9 protein-coding genes and 4 pseudogenes are annotated in these 16,624 nt (G+C 69.1%); 8 read left to right on the forward strand and 5 right to left on the reverse strand.

Annotation, left to right across the window (positions count from 1 at the left end; translation table 11 throughout):
- Nucleotides 1-35: 35 nt before the first annotated feature.
- The 3 genes and pseudogenes from OJJOAM_RS20895 to OJJOAM_RS20905 all read left to right on the forward strand — a co-directional run bounded on the left by OJJOAM_RS20895 (nt 36) and on the right by OJJOAM_RS20905 (nt 3,549).
- Entirely contained in the window at nt 36-2,165 is a 2,130-nt protein-coding gene (locus tag OJJOAM_RS20895; RefSeq protein WP_422649683.1) for an acetate--CoA ligase family protein, read from the forward strand.
- Between the two features lie 232 nt (nt 2,166-2,397).
- Nucleotides 2,398-3,172 (forward strand): annotated as a pseudogene (locus tag OJJOAM_RS20900) (fumarylacetoacetate hydrolase family protein).
- Nucleotides 3,173-3,219: 47 nt separating this feature from the next.
- Nucleotides 3,220-3,549 carry a hypothetical protein gene (locus tag OJJOAM_RS20905; RefSeq protein ID WP_422649684.1) on the forward strand — a complete coding sequence of 110 codons (330 nt, stop codon included), beginning with the start codon at nt 3,220-3,222 and terminating at the stop codon, nt 3,547-3,549.
- 123 nt (nt 3,550-3,672) lie between these two features.
- Here the strand turns inward: OJJOAM_RS20905 and OJJOAM_RS20910 are convergent, their stop codons facing one another.
- Together OJJOAM_RS20910 and OJJOAM_RS20915 are read right to left on the reverse strand one after the other, a co-directional pair.
- A complete protein-coding gene (locus OJJOAM_RS20910) occupies nt 3,673-3,996 on the reverse strand; it encodes a LysR family transcriptional regulator (protein ID WP_422649685.1) in 324 nt (107 codons plus the stop codon).
- Nucleotides 3,997-4,199: 203 nt separating this feature from the next.
- Nucleotides 4,200-5,157, reverse strand: a pseudogene (locus tag OJJOAM_RS20915) (LysR substrate-binding domain-containing protein).
- 414 nt (nt 5,158-5,571) lie between these two features.
- On the opposite strand from OJJOAM_RS20915, the gene OJJOAM_RS20920 reads away from it, so the two are divergent.
- From OJJOAM_RS20920 to fdhF, 5 genes and pseudogenes are all read left to right on the forward strand, one after another.
- Nucleotides 5,572-6,480 carry a LysR family transcriptional regulator gene (locus OJJOAM_RS20920; protein WP_422649686.1) on the forward strand — a complete coding sequence of 303 codons (909 nt, stop codon included), beginning with the start codon at nt 5,572-5,574 and terminating at the stop codon, nt 6,478-6,480.
- A gap of 128 nt (nt 6,481-6,608) precedes the next feature.
- A complete protein-coding gene (locus OJJOAM_RS20925) occupies nt 6,609-6,821 on the forward strand; it encodes a hypothetical protein (protein ID WP_422649687.1) in 213 nt (70 codons plus the stop codon).
- 632 nt (nt 6,822-7,453) lie between these two features.
- Nucleotides 7,454-8,773, forward strand: coding sequence for an oxalate/formate MFS antiporter (oxlT, locus tag OJJOAM_RS20930; RefSeq protein ID WP_422649688.1), 1,320 nt, complete (start codon nt 7,454-7,456; stop codon nt 8,771-8,773).
- Nucleotides 8,774-8,932: 159 nt separating this feature from the next.
- Nucleotides 8,933-10,643 (forward strand): annotated as a pseudogene (locus tag OJJOAM_RS20935) (NADH-ubiquinone oxidoreductase-F iron-sulfur binding region domain-containing protein).
- A 76-nt stretch (nt 10,644-10,719) separates the two neighbouring features.
- Complete coding sequence (gene fdhF / locus OJJOAM_RS20940; protein ID WP_422649689.1) at nt 10,720-13,788, forward strand: formate dehydrogenase subunit alpha; 3,069 nt, start codon at nt 10,720-10,722, stop codon at nt 13,786-13,788.
- On the opposite strand, the pseudogene OJJOAM_RS20945 reads toward fdhF, so the two are convergent.
- The 3 genes and pseudogenes from OJJOAM_RS20945 to OJJOAM_RS20955 form a co-directional block, all read right to left on the reverse strand.
- Nucleotides 13,787-14,713 (reverse strand): annotated as a pseudogene (locus OJJOAM_RS20945) (glycosyltransferase family 9 protein); the annotation flags it as partial. The gene fdhF and the pseudogene OJJOAM_RS20945 overlap by 2 nt on opposite strands.
- Nucleotides 14,694-15,425 carry a DUF4254 domain-containing protein gene (locus OJJOAM_RS20950; protein WP_422649690.1) on the reverse strand — a complete coding sequence of 244 codons (732 nt, stop codon included), beginning with the start codon at nt 15,423-15,425 and terminating at the stop codon, nt 14,694-14,696. The pseudogene OJJOAM_RS20945 and the gene OJJOAM_RS20950, both read right to left, overlap by 20 nt.
- 188 nt (nt 15,426-15,613) lie before the next feature.
- Entirely contained in the window at nt 15,614-16,588 is a 975-nt protein-coding gene (locus tag OJJOAM_RS20955) for an alpha/beta fold hydrolase (RefSeq protein ID WP_422651001.1), read from the reverse strand.
- Between the last annotated feature and the right edge of the window lie 36 nt (nt 16,589-16,624).

Genomic DNA, 16,624 nt, shown 5'->3' on the forward strand with positions numbered 1-16,624 from the left:
ACTCCGCTGCAACCATGACCCGATGGAGGTCTGACATGGCGTATGACAAGGACGCGGTGCGCAATATTCTCGCCACCGCCAAGGAACAGGGACGCACCGCGCTGACCGCGCCCGAAGGCAAGCTGGTCTGCGATGCCTATGGCATTGCCGTGCCGGGCGAAGGGCTGGCGAAGTCTGCGGCCGAAGCGGTCGAGCTCGCCGGCCGCATCGGCTTTCCGGTGGTGATGAAGATCGTGTCGCCGGACATCCTGCACAAGACCGAGGCCGGCGGCGTGCTGGTGGGCCTGGACGACCCGCAAAAGGTCGAGCAGGGCTATCAGACCATCCTGGACAACGCGAAGCGCTACAACGCCGAGGCGGACATCGTCGGCGTGCAGGTGCAGAAGATGATCGGCGGCGGCCAGGAGGTCATTATCGGCGCTGTCACCGATCCGTCGTTCGGCAAGCTGGTCGCCTTCGGCCTCGGTGGCGTGCTGGTCGAGGTGCTCAAGGACATCACCTTCCGCATGGCGCCGGCCAGCGAGCAGGATGCGCTCGGCATGCTCGACGGCATTGCCGCCGCGCAGGTGCTCAAGGGCGTGCGCGGCGCCGAGCCGGTCGATCGCGCGGCGCTGGCCAACATGATCCAGCGCGTGTCGCAGCTGGTGACCGACTTCCCCGAGATCGCCGAGCTGGACCTGAACCCGGTGTTCGCCAGCCCCAGCGGCGCGATCGCGGCCGACGTGCGCATCGTGCTGGACCACGCGCCGCAGCCGCAGCGCTATCGCCCGACGCAGGAGCAGATCGTCGCGCAGATGAACCGCATCATGCGGCCCGACACGGTCGCGGTGATCGGCGCCTCGTCCGAGGACGGCAAGATCGGCAACTCGGTGATGAAGAACCTGATCAACGGCGGCTACCAGGGCAAGATCTATCCGATCCACCCGAAGGCCGAAGAGATCATGGGCATGACCGCGTACAAGAGCGTGCTCGACGTGCCCGGCGAGATCGACGTGGCGGTGTTCGCGATCCCCGCCAAGCTGGTGGCGCAGGCGCTGGAGGAGGTCGGCAGGAAGGGCATTCCCGGCGCCGTGCTGATTCCCTCCGGGTTTGCCGAGACCGGCAATGTCGAAGGGCAGGAGGAGATCGTCGCGATCGCGCGCAAGCACAACATCCGGCTGATGGGGCCGAACATCTACGGCTTCTACTACACGCCCAAGAACCTCTGCGCGACGTTTTGCACGCCTTATGACGTCAAGGGCAAGGCCGCGCTGTCCTCGCAGTCGGGCGGCATCGGCATGGCCATCATCGGCTTCTCGCGCTCGGCCAAGATGGGCGTATCGGCGATCGTTGGCCTGGGCAACAAGTCCGACATCGACGAAGACGATCTGCTGACCTTCTTCGAGCAGGACGACGAGACCGAGATCATCGCGCAGCATTGCGAGGACCTGAAGGACGGGCGCGCGTTCGCCGAGGCGGCGCGGCGCGTGTCGAAGGTCAAGCCGGTGGTGGTGCTCAAGGCCGGCCGCACCAGCCTGGGCGCGCGCGCCGCCAGCTCGCATACCGGTGCGCTGGCCGGCGACGACCGCATCTACGAGGATGTCTTCAAGCAATGCGGCGTGATTCGCGCCCGCTCGCTGCGCGACCTGCTCGAGTTCGCGCGCGGCATCCCGAAGCTGCCGACGCCGAAGGGCGAGAACGTGGTGATCATCACCGGCGCGGGCGGCTCGGGCGTGCTGCTGTCCGATGCCTGCGTCGACAACGGGCTGTCGCTGATGACGATGCCTGAGGACCTGGACGCGGCCTTCCGCAAGTTCATCCCGCCGTTCGGCGCGGCCGGCAATCCGGTCGACATCACCGGCGGCGAGCCGCCGACCACCTATCGGAACACGATAAAGCTCGGGCTGGAAGACCCGCGCATCCACGCGATCATCCTCGGCTACTGGCACACGATCATCACGCCGCCGATGGTGTTCGCCAAGCTGGTGGTCGAGGTCAAGGAGGAGATGGCGGCAAAGGGCATCGAGAAGCCGATCGTGGCGTCTCTGGCCGGCGACGTGCAGGTCGAGGAAGCTGCCGAATACCTGTACCAGCATGGGGTGCCGGCGTACGCGTACTCGACCGAGATCCCGGTCGCGGTGCTCGGCGCGAAGTACAAGTGGGCGCGCGGCGCGGGCAAGATCTGAGCGCGCGTGGATGGGGGGAGGGCGGCGGCGTTGGGAGGCGCCGCTGACCCTCTCCCTCGACCCCTCTGCCGCACGCGAGAGAGAGGGGCGCTCGGTACGCGGGCGACGACAGCGTTGCCGAGGCCCGCGGTTTTCTCCCCTCTCCCGCCTTGCGGGAGAGGGGCCGGGGGAGAGGGCACGTCCCCCCGACACTGCCCGCACTGAACATTAACCCGCGCCACAGGAGACCCCCATGCAAACCTGGATTCGCTTCGACGCCGGCGATGGCCGGCCACGGATGGGCCGGCTCGATGGCGAGCGGGTGTTCGAATACGACGGCCCGGGCTACGCCTCGCCGAAGCCGACCGGCGTTTCGTTCCCCGCGCAACGAGGTGCGGCTGCTCGCGCCCTGCGAGCCGTCCAAGATCGTCGCGCTGTGGAACAACTTCCGCGCGCTGGCCCAGAAGCTGGGCAAGCCCGAGCCCGCGCATCCGCTGTTCCTGATCAAGCCCGGCACCTCGCTGGCGGGCCCCGGCGATACGATCGCGCGGCCGGTCGGCTATGGCGGCAAGATCGTGTTCGAGGGCGAGCTCGGCATCGTGATCGGGCGCGTCTGCCGCGATGTGCCGGTCGCCGACGCGGCCGCGCATATCTTCGGCTATACGGTCGTCAACGACGTCACCGCGGCCGACCTGATCGCCGAAGACCCGAATTTCCCGCAGTGGTGCCGTGCCAAGGGCTTCGACACCTTCGGCTGCCTGGGCCCGGCCATCGTCACGGGCTTCGACTGGCGCGATGCCAGCGTGGTCACGCGGCTCGATGGCGCCGAGCGCCAGCGCTATCCACTGGACGACATGGTCTTCACGCCCGAGCAGGTGGTCAGCCGGCTGTCGCGCGACATGACCTTGATGCCGGGCGACGTGATCGCCTGCGGTACCTCGCTCGGCGTGGGCTCGATGAAGGCCGGCGCGGTCGTCGAAGTGCGCATCGAAGGTATCGGTGCGCTGGTCAATCCGGTCGGCGGCTAGCCCGCGCGGCAACGCGCCGCCGGCCTCGCTCGCGATGGAGGCCTGCCATGACGGACCCGGAGGAACTGGCTTATCTGCTCGCCGGCGCGTCGATGCTGGCCGGCCTGCTCGGCTACGGCCACGCCGGTGCATTCACACTGCACGCCGGCTGTCTCGGCGGGCTGGGCGTGGCCATGTCGGCCGCCTGGCTGTCCGGCGGCCATGGTCCGTGGGTGGTGCTGGCGGGATTGGCGCTGGCCGCCGTGGCGGCAGCGGGGATCGCGATCGGCGCGCGGACCGGTGTGCGCGGCGCGCGGTCGTCGGGGGGCGAAGTAGGAGAAGACAGCCAGGGGGAAGAGCGCCACAGCGCAGAGAGCCGGCGGAAGCAAGTCCGTTGAAGACAGCCATCGGCGCCCCGCGCAGGCGGAGCGCCGATGGCTTTCGTCGATCGACGTTGGATTTCCGTCTGCGCGGGACGACGTGATCAGGCTCAGGCCGCCGCAGGCGCGGCGGCTCGACGCTCAGCTTGCGCGCCGGCCCATCGCTTCCAGGTACGCGTTCTTCTTCTCCAGGATCAGCTGGCTCAGGAACGGCGCGTCGTACGCCGTCAACAGATGCGCGTGGTAGGTCTCGATGTAGTGCGCGATACGGGTGCGCTCGCACTCGACCACGCCGCACAGCCAGCCATACATCGCCTCATCCCAGCGGAAGCGCAGCCCCAGCTCGACGAAGGCCGAGTTGTAGGCGGCCAGTTGCTGCTGCACCGACGGCTGCTGTTGGTGCTGCTGTTGTACCGGGGCCGCGGCGGGAATCTCGTTCTGCCGTTCGATCTGCGCTTGTTCCATGTTCGCTCTCCTTTGCCGGTGCGGTGGGACATGCAGGCAGCATAGGGGCCGCGAACGATTAACAACAATTGAAGTTGATCGGCAAAACCATAAGTGATCGTTTATGGGTCGAGCGATGCATGCGCAAGGGGCAAGGCTGGGGCGAGGGCCACGCCGGGGCCAGGGCGGGGCCAGGAGGGGATCAGGAGGGGGTCAGGAGAGGGTCAGGAACGGGCGGCGGCGCCCTTGCCGCGAATCAGCCCATCGACCGCGGTGATGCGATCGATCTGCGCCGCGCCTTCGCTGAGCAGGAAATGCTTGAACGCCAGCGCGACCGGCGGCAGCCGCTTGTTCTTGCGATGGACCACGTACCAGTTGAGCATCACCGGAAAGCCTTCCACGTCGAGCACCGCGAGATGGCCGGTGCGCAGTTCGAGCGCGACCGTGTGGGCAGACAGGAAGGCGATGCCCATATTGGCGATGACGGCCTGCTTGATGGTCTCGGTGCTCTTGATCTCCATCGTGATGCGCAGGTTCTGCAGCCGCGCCGCGAAGCCCTCCTGCATCGAGTTCCACGTATCCGAGCCTTTCTCGCGGCAGATGAAGGCCTCGTCGGCCAGCGCGGACAGCGGCACGTTGCGCTTGCCCACCAGCGGATGGTCGGGCGCGGCGACGATGACGTAGGGGTGGGGGCGCGAACGAATCGTTGACGGTGTCCATGCCGGCCGGCGGCCGCACCATCACGGCCAGATCGGTCAGGTTTCCCGCCAGCTGGTGCAGCAGTTCCTCGCGGTTGTGCACCGCCAGGTTCAGCGTCACGCCGGGATGGCGCCGCATGAATTCGGCGATCACGCGCGGGAAGAAGTAATCGCCCGCGCTGATCACCGCGATATTGAGCCGGCCGCCCGCGATGCCGCTCAGTTGCGCCATCGCGTCCTCGGCCTCGCGGAACTGCTGGATGATGCTGCGGCTGTAGTGCAGCATCTCGGTGCCCGCGGGCGTCAGGTAGATCTTCTTGCCAAGCTGCTCGAACAGCGGCAGGCCGACGTGGTGCTCGAGCTGGCGGACCTGCGTCGAGACGGCGGGCTGGGTCAGGTGCAATTCCTCGGCCGCGCGCGAAAAGCTCAGGTGACGGGCCACCGTTTCGAAGACCTTGAGCTGGCGCAGCGTGGCGTTTTTCATGGCGGCCTCGTTCGGTCGGCGTTGCGTGCGCTGCGGCGCTTGCTGCGGCGCGTGATCGGGATCGTTTCGCCGCAGTGCATTGCGGCATCGCGGCATCGCGGCACCGCTGCACGCGGTGGGCGTGGTGTGTGCGCCGCGGGATGGGCGTGTGTCTGTGGCGCGCGGTATGGTGCCGGCAGCGCCGTCCATCCATAGACGGTCGTCAATGATCTTAATAAAAAAGTTAAGGCGTCGTGGATAGTCGTTTGCACTAGCATCGAAGGACCCATCGGCGCCGCGCAGGCCCTGCCGTACCGCAGTCCTGCCGGACGACCGTGGCACATAAAAAGCACAGCGCTGCCCCGCCGGCTCCACGCCGGCGGTACCGGCAGCGGCCGCAAGCCCACGAGGCATGCGGTGCCAGAGGAGACCACGATGAATGTCTCGCTTCCGCAGTTGAAGGCCTTCGCCGCCGTCGCGCGGCATCGCAGTTTCACCCGTGCCGCCGCCGAACTGGGACTGACGCAATCCGCCGTCAGCCGCAGCGTGCGCGAGCTGGAAGAGGAGATCGACCTGCGCCTGTTCGACCGCACCACGCGCCAGGTCGAGTTGACCGAGGCCGGCACGCTGCTGTCCGAACGCATCTGCCATTTGATCGACGAGGTCGAGCAGACCTTGCACGAAACGCACTCGAGCGCGCGGCCCGCGCATGGGCGCGTGCAGCTGGCGGTGGCGCCGATGCTGTCCTCCATGCTGGCGCCCGCGTGGCTGCAGGCCTGCCAGAGCGCGTGGCCCGACATCGATATCGTGCTGCGCGATGTCGCCCCCGAGGCGGCGCTGCATGCCGTGCGCGGCGGCGAGGTCGACTTCGCGGTGGTCAGCGACCCGGAGCCTTGCGCCGAGCTGCAGTTCGAGCCGCTGTACGAGGAGACCTTCCATGCCGTGCTGCCGACCGGACATCCGCTGGCCTCGCGCGAGGCGCTGGGATGGGGCGACCTGAACGATGCGCAGCTGTTCGGCCTCGACCGCCAGTCGGGCATGCTGGGGGCCATCGAACGCGCGATGGCCGCCTATCACGTGCGGCCGCGGGTCTATCGGCCCCTGGGCCATTTCTGCGCGGTGCTGGGCATGGTGGCGCGACGGCAAGGGCTCGGCGTGGTGCCATCGCGCGCCCGCGCCGCCGGCGTCCCGCCCGGCGTGGTGCTGCTGCCGCTGCGGCCGCATGCCGCCATGCAGGTGGTGCTGGTGCGCCGCAAGGGGCGGTCGCTGAAGCCGAACGCTGCCGCCATCTGGCGCGTCATCACCGAGCAGGAGGGCCCCGATGTGGCGTTGAAGACCGGCTGAACCCGGTCCGTGGCGCACGAACGACAGAATAGGGCGCTTTCTGATATACCACATACAGAATATTTACTTCTGGTGCGTTGCACCATATACTGGGCATTCCTTGATTGATGTCTTATCGGAGTGTCCTGATGCAAACCACCCTGTTGACCCTGCTGTCGCTTGGCCTGTTCTCCCTCGGCGTGTCCGCCACCGTGCTGCTCGCCACCTGCCTGCCCGCGCCGACGCTGCTCCGCGCCCAGGCGCACGGCCGCTTCGCCGGCCTCGGTAGCGCCCCGCGCGAGGACGGCGCCAGCGAGGATTCGCACAAGGCCGCCGGCCAATTCGTGCTGACCCATGCCTGAGGCGGTCTGCTGGCCGCGCCGCCGCTTGCCGTGACCTTCGGCAGGCGGGGGGCGGCCCGCCCCCCCGGCGGCCAGCTTTCTCCCGCTTCCCTCGTCCTCCCCCCTCGTCCTTCCCCCTCGTCCTTCCCCCCCTCGTCTTTCTTTTTCTCCTCGTCCTCCTCCTCCTCCTCCTCCGACGCACCCGGTCGTCCGCCTTCCATCGCGGCCTGCGTGCCATCGGCTGTCCGCCGCAGGGCCATCGTTCCAGCATAGGGATTTACCCGTAGCGCCGTACTCGTGATGAATAACCGCGAGCCCATCCGGCCGGGGACCTTGTGCAACGCCTTTGCGTCTTCCGCGCGCCGCATTGATGCGGGAGGGCGCGCTAACTCACTGATATGCCGAGGCTTGCCGATATGCGGGGCAGTGGTGTTGATGCGTGCTGTGCAGCAATGCCAGCCTTGGTGCATCAGGTTAATGCAAGGAACTTCTCAATGGCCGTGCCGCGACTGGGGACGGAGGGCCGGTAAATCGCCTTGACCTAATTGATATATCACATACCGTATAGCACTGACGGCGCCGCCGACGCGTTGCCAGGTCGGGCGGTTTCATCGCAGAGGGTCGCTCAAGACCCCATTCCGCAAGGAGACACCATGCAACAACCCCAGGAAGCGCAGCGCTCGCCCTTTGCCTCGCCGTGGGTTCAACTGGCCTTCGGCGTCATCTGCATGGCGATGATCGCCAACATGCAGTACGGATGGACGCTGTTCGTCAATCCGATCGACGAGAAATACCAATGGGGACGCACCGCGATCCAGGTCGCGTTCACGATCTTCGTGGTCACCGAAACCTGGCTGGTGCCGATCGAGGGCTATCTGGTCGACAAGTACGGGCCGCGTCCGGTGGTGGTCGGCGGCGGGCTGCTGTGCGCGGTGGCGTGGGTGCTGAACTCGATGGCCGAGTCGCTGCCGATGCTGTATTTCGCCGCGGCGGTCGGCGGCATCGGCGCCGGCGCGGTCTATGGCACCTGTGTCGGCAACGCGCTGAAGTGGTTTCCGAACCGGCGCGGGCTGGCCGCGGGCATCACCGCGGCGGGGTTCGGCGCCGGCTCCGCGCTGACCGTGGTGCCGATCGCCTACGTGATCAAGAACAGCGGCTACGAGGCGGCCTTCCTGTGGTTCGGCCTCGGCCAGGGCCTGGTGGTGTTCTTCCTCGGCATGGCCCTGTACCCGCCGTCGGCGAAGATCCTCGACGAGGTCAAGAGCACGCTGAAGGCCGCGGCGACCTACAACGCCTCGCCGCGCCAGGTGCTGGCCTCGCCGATCTTCTGGATCATGTACGCGATGTTCGTGATGATGGCCGCCGGCGGCCTGATGGCCACCGCGCAGCTGGGCCCGATCGCCAAGGACTTTGGCCTCGACAACACGCCGGTGTCGATCCTCGGCCTGACGCTGCCGGCGCTGACGTTCGCGCTGACGATCGACCGCGTGCTGAACGGCCTCACGCGTCCGTTCTTCGGCTGGGTCTCCGACAACATCGGCCGCGAGAACACCATGTTCATCGCCTTCGCGGTCGAGGCGGTCGGCATCCTGCTGCTGTCCAAGTATGGCCATCATCCGGTCGCCTTCGTGGTGCTGACCGGCGTGGTGTTCTTCGCCTGGGGCGAGATCTACAGCCTGTTCCCGGCCACCTGCGGCGACACCTTCGGGCCGAAGTTCGCCGCCACCAATGCCGGCCTGCTGTACACGGCCAAGGGCACGGCGGCCTTGCTGGTGCCGTTCAGCAGCGTGATCACGGCCGCCACCGGCGACTGGCATGCGGTCTTCATGCTGGCCTCGGGCATGGCGGCGTTCTCGGCCTTGCTGGCGGTCTTCGTGCTCAAGCCGATGCGCGAGGCGCATCTGCGCAAGCACGTGCATGCCAGCCCCGTGCACCCGATGGGCTTGCAGCCGGTGCCGGACGATCTGACGTAGCGGGGTCTGCAGCAAGGGCGGGGCGCGCCCACCGTGATGCCGGTGGGCGCGGGAATCAGCGGCGGCCGGAGGGCCCGTGGCCGATGGCGCTATCATCGACCCGGCGGCGTCCCCCGCGCCGCTTCCCACAGGCATCCAGGACAACGAACAGAGATGGCCATGAACCAGGTCGTGATCCCCATTCCGGTCGACAGCATCGGCCGGCAGCGCAAGCGCCGCCAGCCCAAGGGGGCGGCAAGTCGACCCCGCCGCGCTCGCCGAGGTGCGCGCGCTGCTCGGCGAGGCGCCGCGCCGGCGCGATCTGCTGATCGAGCATCTGCACGCGATCAACGATCGCTATGGGCAGCTCGCCGCGCCGCATCTGGCTGCCCTGGCCGCCGAGATGAAGATGGCGCAGGCCGAGGTCTACGAGGTCGCGACCTTCTATCACCACTTCGATGTCGTGCGCGAGGATGCCGACGGCGCGATAGCCCCGCCGGCCGCGCTGACCGTGCGCGTTTGCGAGGGCATCGCCTGCGAGATGGCCGGCGCGCAATCGCTGCTCGCCAAGCTGCCGGCGCTGCTCGGCAGCGACGTGCGCGTCGTCGCCGCGCCCTGCATCGGCCGCTGCGAGCGTGCGCCGGCGGCGCTGGTCGGACAGAACCCGGTCGACGTGGCCAGCGCGGAAGCGATCGTCGAACGCGTGGCCGCGGGCGCGGTGCGCCACGAGCCCGAGCCGTACGTCGACTATCCGGCGTATCGCGAGCAGGGCGGCTACCGGACCTTGCGCGCGGTGGCCGAAGGCGCGCTGTCCGCCGACGACGCCATCGCCACGATGGAGCATGCGGGTCTGCGCGGTCTCGGCGGTGCCGGTTTCCCGGCGGGACGCAAATGGCGCATCGTGCGGGCCGAGGCCGGCCCGCGCCTGATGGCCGTCAATATCGACGAAGGCGAGCCCGGCACCTTCAAGGACCGCTTCTATCTGGAGCGCGATCCGCATCGCTTCCTCGAAGGCATGCTGATCGCCGCCCGGGTCGTGCAGGTCGATGCGATCTATATCTACCTGCGCGACGAGTACGCCGGCTGCCGTGCGCTGCTCACAGAGGAACTGCGGCGGCTGCGCGAGGATCCGCCGTGCGCGGACCTGCCGCCGATCGAGCTGCGGCGCGGCGCCGGCGCCTATATCTGCGGCGAAGAGTCCGCGATGATCGAGTCGATCGAGGGCAAGCGCGGCTGGCCGCGGCTGCGCCCTCCCTATGTGGCGCAGGTCGGCCTGTTCGGCCGGCCGACACTGGAGCACAACTTCGAGACGCTGTACTGGGTGCGCGACATCCTGGAACGCGGGGCGGAGTGGTTCGCCGGGCAGGGCCGGCATGGACGCAAGGGGTTGCGCTCGTTCTCGGTGTCGGGCCGCGTCAATAAGCCCGGCGTGCATCTGGCGCCGGCCGGCATCACCATCACCGAGCTGATCGACGAGTATTGCGGCGGCATGCTCGATGGCCACCGTTTCTACGGCTATCTGCCGGGCGGCGCGTCGGGCGGCATCCTGCCCGCGTCGATGGGCGATATCCCGCTGGACTTCGACACGCTGCAGCCGCATGGCTGCTTCATCGGCTCGGCGGCAGTGGTGGTGTTGTCGGACCACGACCGCGCGGTCGACGTGGCGCGCAACCTGATGCATTTCTTCGCGCACGAGTCCTGCGGGCAATGCACGCCTTGCCGCGTCGGCACGGCCAAGGCCGTGCAGCTGATCGCGCAGCCGCAGTGGGACCGCGAGGCGCTGGCCGACCTGTCCGCGGTGATGCGCGATGCGTCGATCTGCGGGCTGGGGCAGGCCGCGCCCAATCCGATCGATTGCGTGATCCGCTATTTCCCGCACGAACTGGCCTGAGCCGCAACACGCTGCAACAAGCCGCAAGCAGCCGCAAGCAGCCGTACGACAGATCCGACAGATCCAAGAGACCGCCATGAATGCATTGACCCGCGCCGAACGCGCCCTCGTCCAAGCCTCCGATCCGGCTTCGGTCGCCTTCCAGCTGAACGGCCGCGAGGTGATGGCCGCGCCAGGTGAAACGCTGCTGCAGGTGGCCAGGCGCGAGGGCGTCGAGATTCCGCACCTGTGCTACAAGGACGGCCTGGAGCCGGCCGGCAACTGCCGCGCCTGCATGGTCGAGATCGACGGCGAGCGCGTGCTGGCGCCGTCGTGCTGCCGGCAGCCGGCCAACGGCATGAAGGTGCAGACCGATTCGCCGCGCGCGCGCAAGGCGCAGAGCATGGTGCTCGAGCTGCTGCAGTCGGACATGCCCGAGACCGCGTACACGCGCGACAGCGAGCTGGACCAGTGGTCCGCGCGCCTCGAGATCGGCAAGCCGCGCTTCGCGCCGCGCGCACCCGTGGCGCCCGATCTGTCGCATCCGGCCATCGCGGTCAATCTCGATGCCTGCATCCAGTGCACGCGCTGCCTGCGCGCCTGCCGCGACGAGCAGGCCAACGACGTGATCGGCATCGCGCTGCGCGGCGCCGACGCGAAGATCGTGTTCGACATGGACGACCCGATGGGCGCCTCGACCTGCGTGGCCTGCGGCGAATGCGTGCAGGCCTGCCCGACCGGCGCGCTGATGCCGGCGCGCGCGGCCGCGCTGGCGGTGCCCGACAAGCAGGTGCAATCGGTCTGCCCGTACTGCGGCGTCGGCTGCCAGCTGACCTATCACGTCAAGAACAACCGCATCCAGTACGTGGAAGGGCGCGACGGCCCGGCCAATCATGCGCGGCTCTGCGTCAAGGGCCGCTACGGTTTCGACTACGCCGCGCATCCGCACCGGCTGACGGTGCCGCTGGTGCGCCGCGAGGGCGTGCCCAAGCGCGGCGATGCGGTGATGGACCCGGAGCGCGCGATGGAGGTGTTCCGCGAGGCGACGTGGGAGGAAGCGCTGGCGCTTGCCGGCGGCGGTCTCGCTCGCATTCGCGATATCCACGGCAAGCGCGCGCTGGCCGGCTTCGGCTCGGCCAAGGGCAGCAACGAGGAGGCCTATCTGTTTCAGAAGCTGGTGCGGACCGGCTTCGGCAGCAACAACGTCGACCACTGCACGCGGCTGTGCCATGCGTCGTCGGTGGCGGCACTGCTCGAAGGGATCGGCTCGGGCGCGGTGTCCAACCCGGTGATCGATGTCGGCAAGGCCGAGGTCGTGATCCTGATCGGCGCCAATCCGACCGTCAATCATCCGGTCGCGGCCAGCTGGATCAAGAACGCGGTGCGCAACGGCACCAAGCTGATCGTCGCCGATCCGCGCCGCTCGGACCTGGCGCGCTTCGCCTATCGCTTCCTGCAGTTCCAGCCGGATACCGACGTCGCGCTGCTCAACGCGATGATGCATGTGATCGTCACCGAAGGGCTGGTCGATCGCGACTTCATCGAAAGCCGCACGATCGGCTACGACGAGCTCGAACGCAATGTCGCCGCCTACAGCCCGGAGGCGATGGCGCCGATCTGCGGCATCGACGCCGAGACGATCCGCCATGTGGCGCGGCTCTATGCAACCGCAGGCAGCGCGATGATCCTGTGGGGCATGGGCGTGTCGCAGCACGTGCACGGCACCGACAATGCGCGCTGCCTGATCGCGCTGGCGCTGATGACCGGCCAGATCGGCCGGCCCGGCACCGGCCTGCATCCGCTGCGCGGCCAGAACAATGTGCAAGGCGCCTCGGACGCCGGGCTGATTCCGATGATGTATCCGGACTACCGGCGCGTCGACGATGCCGACGCCGCGTCGCGATTCGAGGCGCTATGGGGCACGCCGCTCGATCGCCAGCCGGGTTTGACGGTGGTCGAGGTGATGCAGGCCATCGAGCGCGGCGAGGTGCGCGGCATGTACATCATGGGCGAGAACCCGGCGATGTCCGACCCCGATGCGCAGCATGCGCGCGAGGCGCTGGCCGCGCTCGATCATCTGGTGGTGCAGGACATCTTCCTGACCGAGACCGCGTATCTGGCCGACGTGGTGCTGCCGGCCTCGGCCTTCCCCGAGAAGACCGGCACCTTCACCAATACCGACCGCATCGTGCAGCTGGGCCGGCAGGCGATCGATCCGCCGGGACAGGCGCGCCAGGACCTGTGGATCATCCAGCAGATGGCTGCGCAACTGGGCCTGGACTGGCGCTACGGCGACGTGGCGGACGTGTTCGACGAAATGCGGCTGGCGATGCCGAGCATCGCGGGTATCACCTGGGAGCGGCTGCAACGCGAACACGCGGTGACCTACCCATGCCGCGCCGAAGGCGATGCCGGCGAGCCGGTGATCTTCACCGACGACTTCCCCACGCCGACCGGACGCGCGCGCTTCGTGCCGGCCGATATCGTGCCGGCGGCGGAGCGGCCGGACCAGGACTATCCGTTCGTGCTGATCACCGGGCGCCAGCTCGAACACTGGCACACCGGCAGCATGACGCGCAGGGCCGGGGTGCTCGACGCGCTCGAGCCCGACCCGACCGCGCTGGTCCATCCGCTCGATCTGGCGCAGTGGGGCGGCAAGCCCGGCGACGTCATCACGCTGGCGTCGCGCCGCGGCGAGGTCGCGCTGTATGCGCGCGCCGACGAAGGCACGCCGCGCGGCGCGGTGTTCGTGCCGTTCTGCTATTACGAGGCGGCGATCAACAAGCTGACCAATTCGGCGCTCGATCCGTTCGGCAAGATCCCGGAGTTCAAGTACTGCGCGATCCGGGTGACGCTGGGTGGCACACCGCCGGAGCAGTCGAGCTATGGGGGGCGGGCAGATCCTGGCCCGCGTGGGGGTAAGGGGGATCGGCTCCACGCACGCGGTCGTTCTCTCGCTCGACGCTGGCCCGATACGCCGCCAACGCGAGTTCGACCACCGCGTCGGCGGCGATCTCGTCGAGCAGGGATGCGCCGTGGCCGCAATGGCGGTCAAACACGCGCGCGCCGCATACCGGGCAATGGATCCGGTACGACACCGCGACGCGATGCCATCGCGCCGACAGCGGGCCATAGCTGGGCAGATTGCCGATCCAGTACAGCGTGACGGTGGGTATGCCGAGGGCGCGTGCGAGATGGGCGGGCCCGGTATCGTTGGACACCACCAGGCAGGCGCGCGCCAGCAGCGCGCACAGCGCGCCGAGCGACAGCGTGCCCGGCAGCGCCACCGCGCGATGCCGCATCGCGCCGGCGACCCGATGCACCAGTTCTGCTTCGGCGGGATCGCCGTTGATCGCGACGACCGCACCCTGCTCGGCAAGCGCATCGCCGACCTCGGCAAATCCCTCCGCATGCCAGCGGCGCCGTGGGTCGGTCGCGCCCGGCTGCAGCACCACCAGGCGTTCGGCGATCCGATGCAGGGCCGGCAAGGCGCGCGACAACTGCGCATGGTCCCGCTCGCGCAGCGACAGCCGCGGCTCGACGGAGGCCGCGCGCGCGCCGACCAGTCCGACGCATTCGTGCAGCAGCAGGGCGCGCGGATGCAGGTCGATGTCGGGCACGAGATAAGGGAAATTGCGATCGAGCGCGCTGGCGCCCGGTGCACGGAATCCCGCCGTCACCCTGGCGCCGAGCGCGCGCACGAGCGGATTGCTGTACTGGCCGCCGCCGTGCAGCTGCAACGCCAGGTCGAATTGGCGCTGCCGCATTTGCGCAAGGAAATCGCGCAGCTCTTCGTCGCCGGAATCGCCGGAATCGCCGGTCGCCAAGGGCGTATCGGCCGGTGCCGTCAGGCCGGGCACCGCGGGCAGGCAGACCACCTCGTCGACCGGTCCCGGCCTGCCATCGAGAAATTGCGCATGCCAGCGTTTGCCCAGCAGGGTCAGTGTCGCTGCGGGATAGGCGGCCTTCAGCGCCTCCAGCGCGGGCAGCGTCAGCACGTAGTCGCCGACCGCGTTGGCGCGCAGCACCGCGATGCGGCGCACGCCGGGGACGATGGCTGCGGCGTGCTGGTCAGCGGCGCCGGTCGTCATGGGAGGCTGCCGGCATTACGCTTCCCGCGCGCTTCCCGCGCGCCTCCCGCGCGCGGCCCGCGGCATCGGACGGCGCGGCGGTGCCGTACAGGAAGGGATTCAGCGCGGGATCGTTGTACATCTTGAATTGACGGTGCGCCCGATAGGTGCAGCGGCCGGCCAGCATGCCGGACCACATCTGGCGCAGGCAGCGGCCGAGGTGATCGCGTTGCTCGCGAAGCGCCGCGAGCCTGGCCGCGCAGCGCTGCCGGTGCGCCTCGTCGGCGTCGCCGCGTTCGGCCTGCAGCGCCATGTGGTGGACCTTCAGCGTGCCGATCGACATGCGGTCGATCAGCGAGCCGGCGGTCTCGCTGTTGACCCAGGCATCGGCCGCGGGCGCAATGCGCTCGGCCGCGAGGGCTTCGAGGATGGCGGCGTCCATCGCCTCGATGGCATCGTTGCGCTGCTGGTTGTAGCGATCGATGGCGCGCTTGTTGGCGACGATCGCGCTGTCGGGCACGTCGGTGCGGCGCGCCTGGTCTTCCTGCTCCCACAGCAGCGCGTTGCAGCGGTGATTGTCGAGGACGTGGGCCAGCAGCGGATGGCGGGCGGGCAGCGACGGCACCGCGGGCCATCCCGGCATCGCCAGGGCGGCCAGATGCAGGGCGTCGATCGCGGCGACATCGCACAATACGGTCGCCGCATCGCACGGTAACAGCGTGAGCGTCGTCATGCCGGCTCCCTCCATCAGCGTCGGCGCGGCGCAAGTCCGCGAACCGGTTGCGGGCAGAGCGCATGGGAGCAAGCCGTATGCCGAGGCGCGCGGCGGTGGGCCATCCCGCATCGCGGCGGTGGCTGCGCGGGTCTGGCGACACGCGGGGAAGGGAAGGGCCGAAGGGCCGCCGGGCCGGCCGGTAAGATTTACCGGACCATGCCGAGATCTGCCGCCGGTACCGCGGAACGTACCGTCCGCTCGGCATGCTGCGGCAGTACCGCGGCAGCCGGCGCGCCGCGGGACGACAGGCGCTGCGCGAGGAAGGCGACGACCTGTTCGATCACGCCGGCATCGCGCAGGATGCGCCGATGGCCCAGGCCCTCGGTGGTCAGCAGCGTGGCACCGGGCCAGGAGCCGGCGATCGCGGCGCCGTCCTCCCAGCGCACCTCCTTGTCGTGGCGATCGTGGACGACCAGCGTCGGCGGCACCGACCTGCAGCGGCCGATATCGGGCACGTTGAACGCGCCCCATGGCATGCCGAGCCATTGTTCGCTGTTGCGCTGCACGCGCGCCAGCACCGCGGGCGCGACGCCGAGCTGCCAGGCCAGCGTGGCGGAGGCGTGGCGCATGTCGGCGGGCGGGCCGATCAGCACCGCGGCAGCGGCGGGCAGCCCTTCGCGCAGCGCCAGCGCCGCCGCGGCCGAACCGAGCGAATGCGCGACCACCGCATGGATCGGCCCGGCGTGCCACGCGGCCGCCAGCAGCGCGCGCGACATCTCGATCAGCGAACTTTGGCCGGGGCCCAGCGCGCCGGCATCGGAGGCACCGTGCGACAGCGCGTCGAAGGCGACCACGCGATGGCCGGCGGCGAGCAGCGCGGGCACCAGCGCCTGCCAGTGCGCGGCATTGCCGCCCCAGCCATGCGCCAGCAGCACCGCCGGGCCCTCGCCGTGCCAGCGGTAGACGCGCACGCGGCGCGTCGCCCCGCCGCCGGTGACCAACGCCCAATCGGCGCGCGCCCCGGCGAGGAAGGCCTGCCCGGCGGCATCGACGCTCGTCTCCGGCACGCCGAACCACTGCCGTTCGAAGGCGCGCGCGGTCTGCTCGGGAAACAGCGCCGACGCGGTCTGCCAGCGCAGGCGCCGCCATGCCAGGCCGGCCTGCGCCAGCCGCGCGGCGATCTGGCCCGGCGCGGCTTGGCCGGGGCGGCGGGGGAG

Source organism: Cupriavidus sp. H18C1 (assembly GCF_049311595.1).
In the GTDB taxonomy this organism is placed as follows: Bacteria; Pseudomonadota; Gammaproteobacteria; order Burkholderiales; family Burkholderiaceae; genus Cupriavidus; species Cupriavidus cauae.

Bases quoted from the DNA above. Each gene is read 5' to 3' on its own strand.
- OJJOAM_RS20910 (WP_422649685.1), bottom strand. From the start codon at position 3,996: ATGGAACAAGCGCAGATCGAACGGCAGAACGAGATTCCCGCCGCGGCC.
- oxlT (WP_422649688.1), top strand. From the start codon at position 7,454: ATGCAACAACCCCAGGAAGCGCAGCGCTCGCCCTTTGCCTCGCCGTGG.
- OJJOAM_RS20950 (WP_422649690.1), bottom strand. From the start codon at position 15,425: ATGACGACGCTCACGCTGTTACCGTGCGATGCGGCGACCGTATTGTGC.
- fdhF (WP_422649689.1), top strand. From the start codon at position 10,720: ATGAATGCATTGACCCGCGCCGAACGCGCCCTCGTCCAAGCCTCCGAT.
- OJJOAM_RS20920 (WP_422649686.1), top strand. From the start codon at position 5,572: ATGAATGTCTCGCTTCCGCAGTTGAAGGCCTTCGCCGCCGTCGCGCGG.
- OJJOAM_RS20905 (WP_422649684.1), top strand. From the start codon at position 3,220: ATGACGGACCCGGAGGAACTGGCTTATCTGCTCGCCGGCGCGTCGATG.
- OJJOAM_RS20925 (WP_422649687.1), top strand. From the start codon at position 6,609: ATGCAAACCACCCTGTTGACCCTGCTGTCGCTTGGCCTGTTCTCCCTC.
- OJJOAM_RS20895 (WP_422649683.1), top strand. From the start codon at position 36: ATGGCGTATGACAAGGACGCGGTGCGCAATATTCTCGCCACCGCCAAG.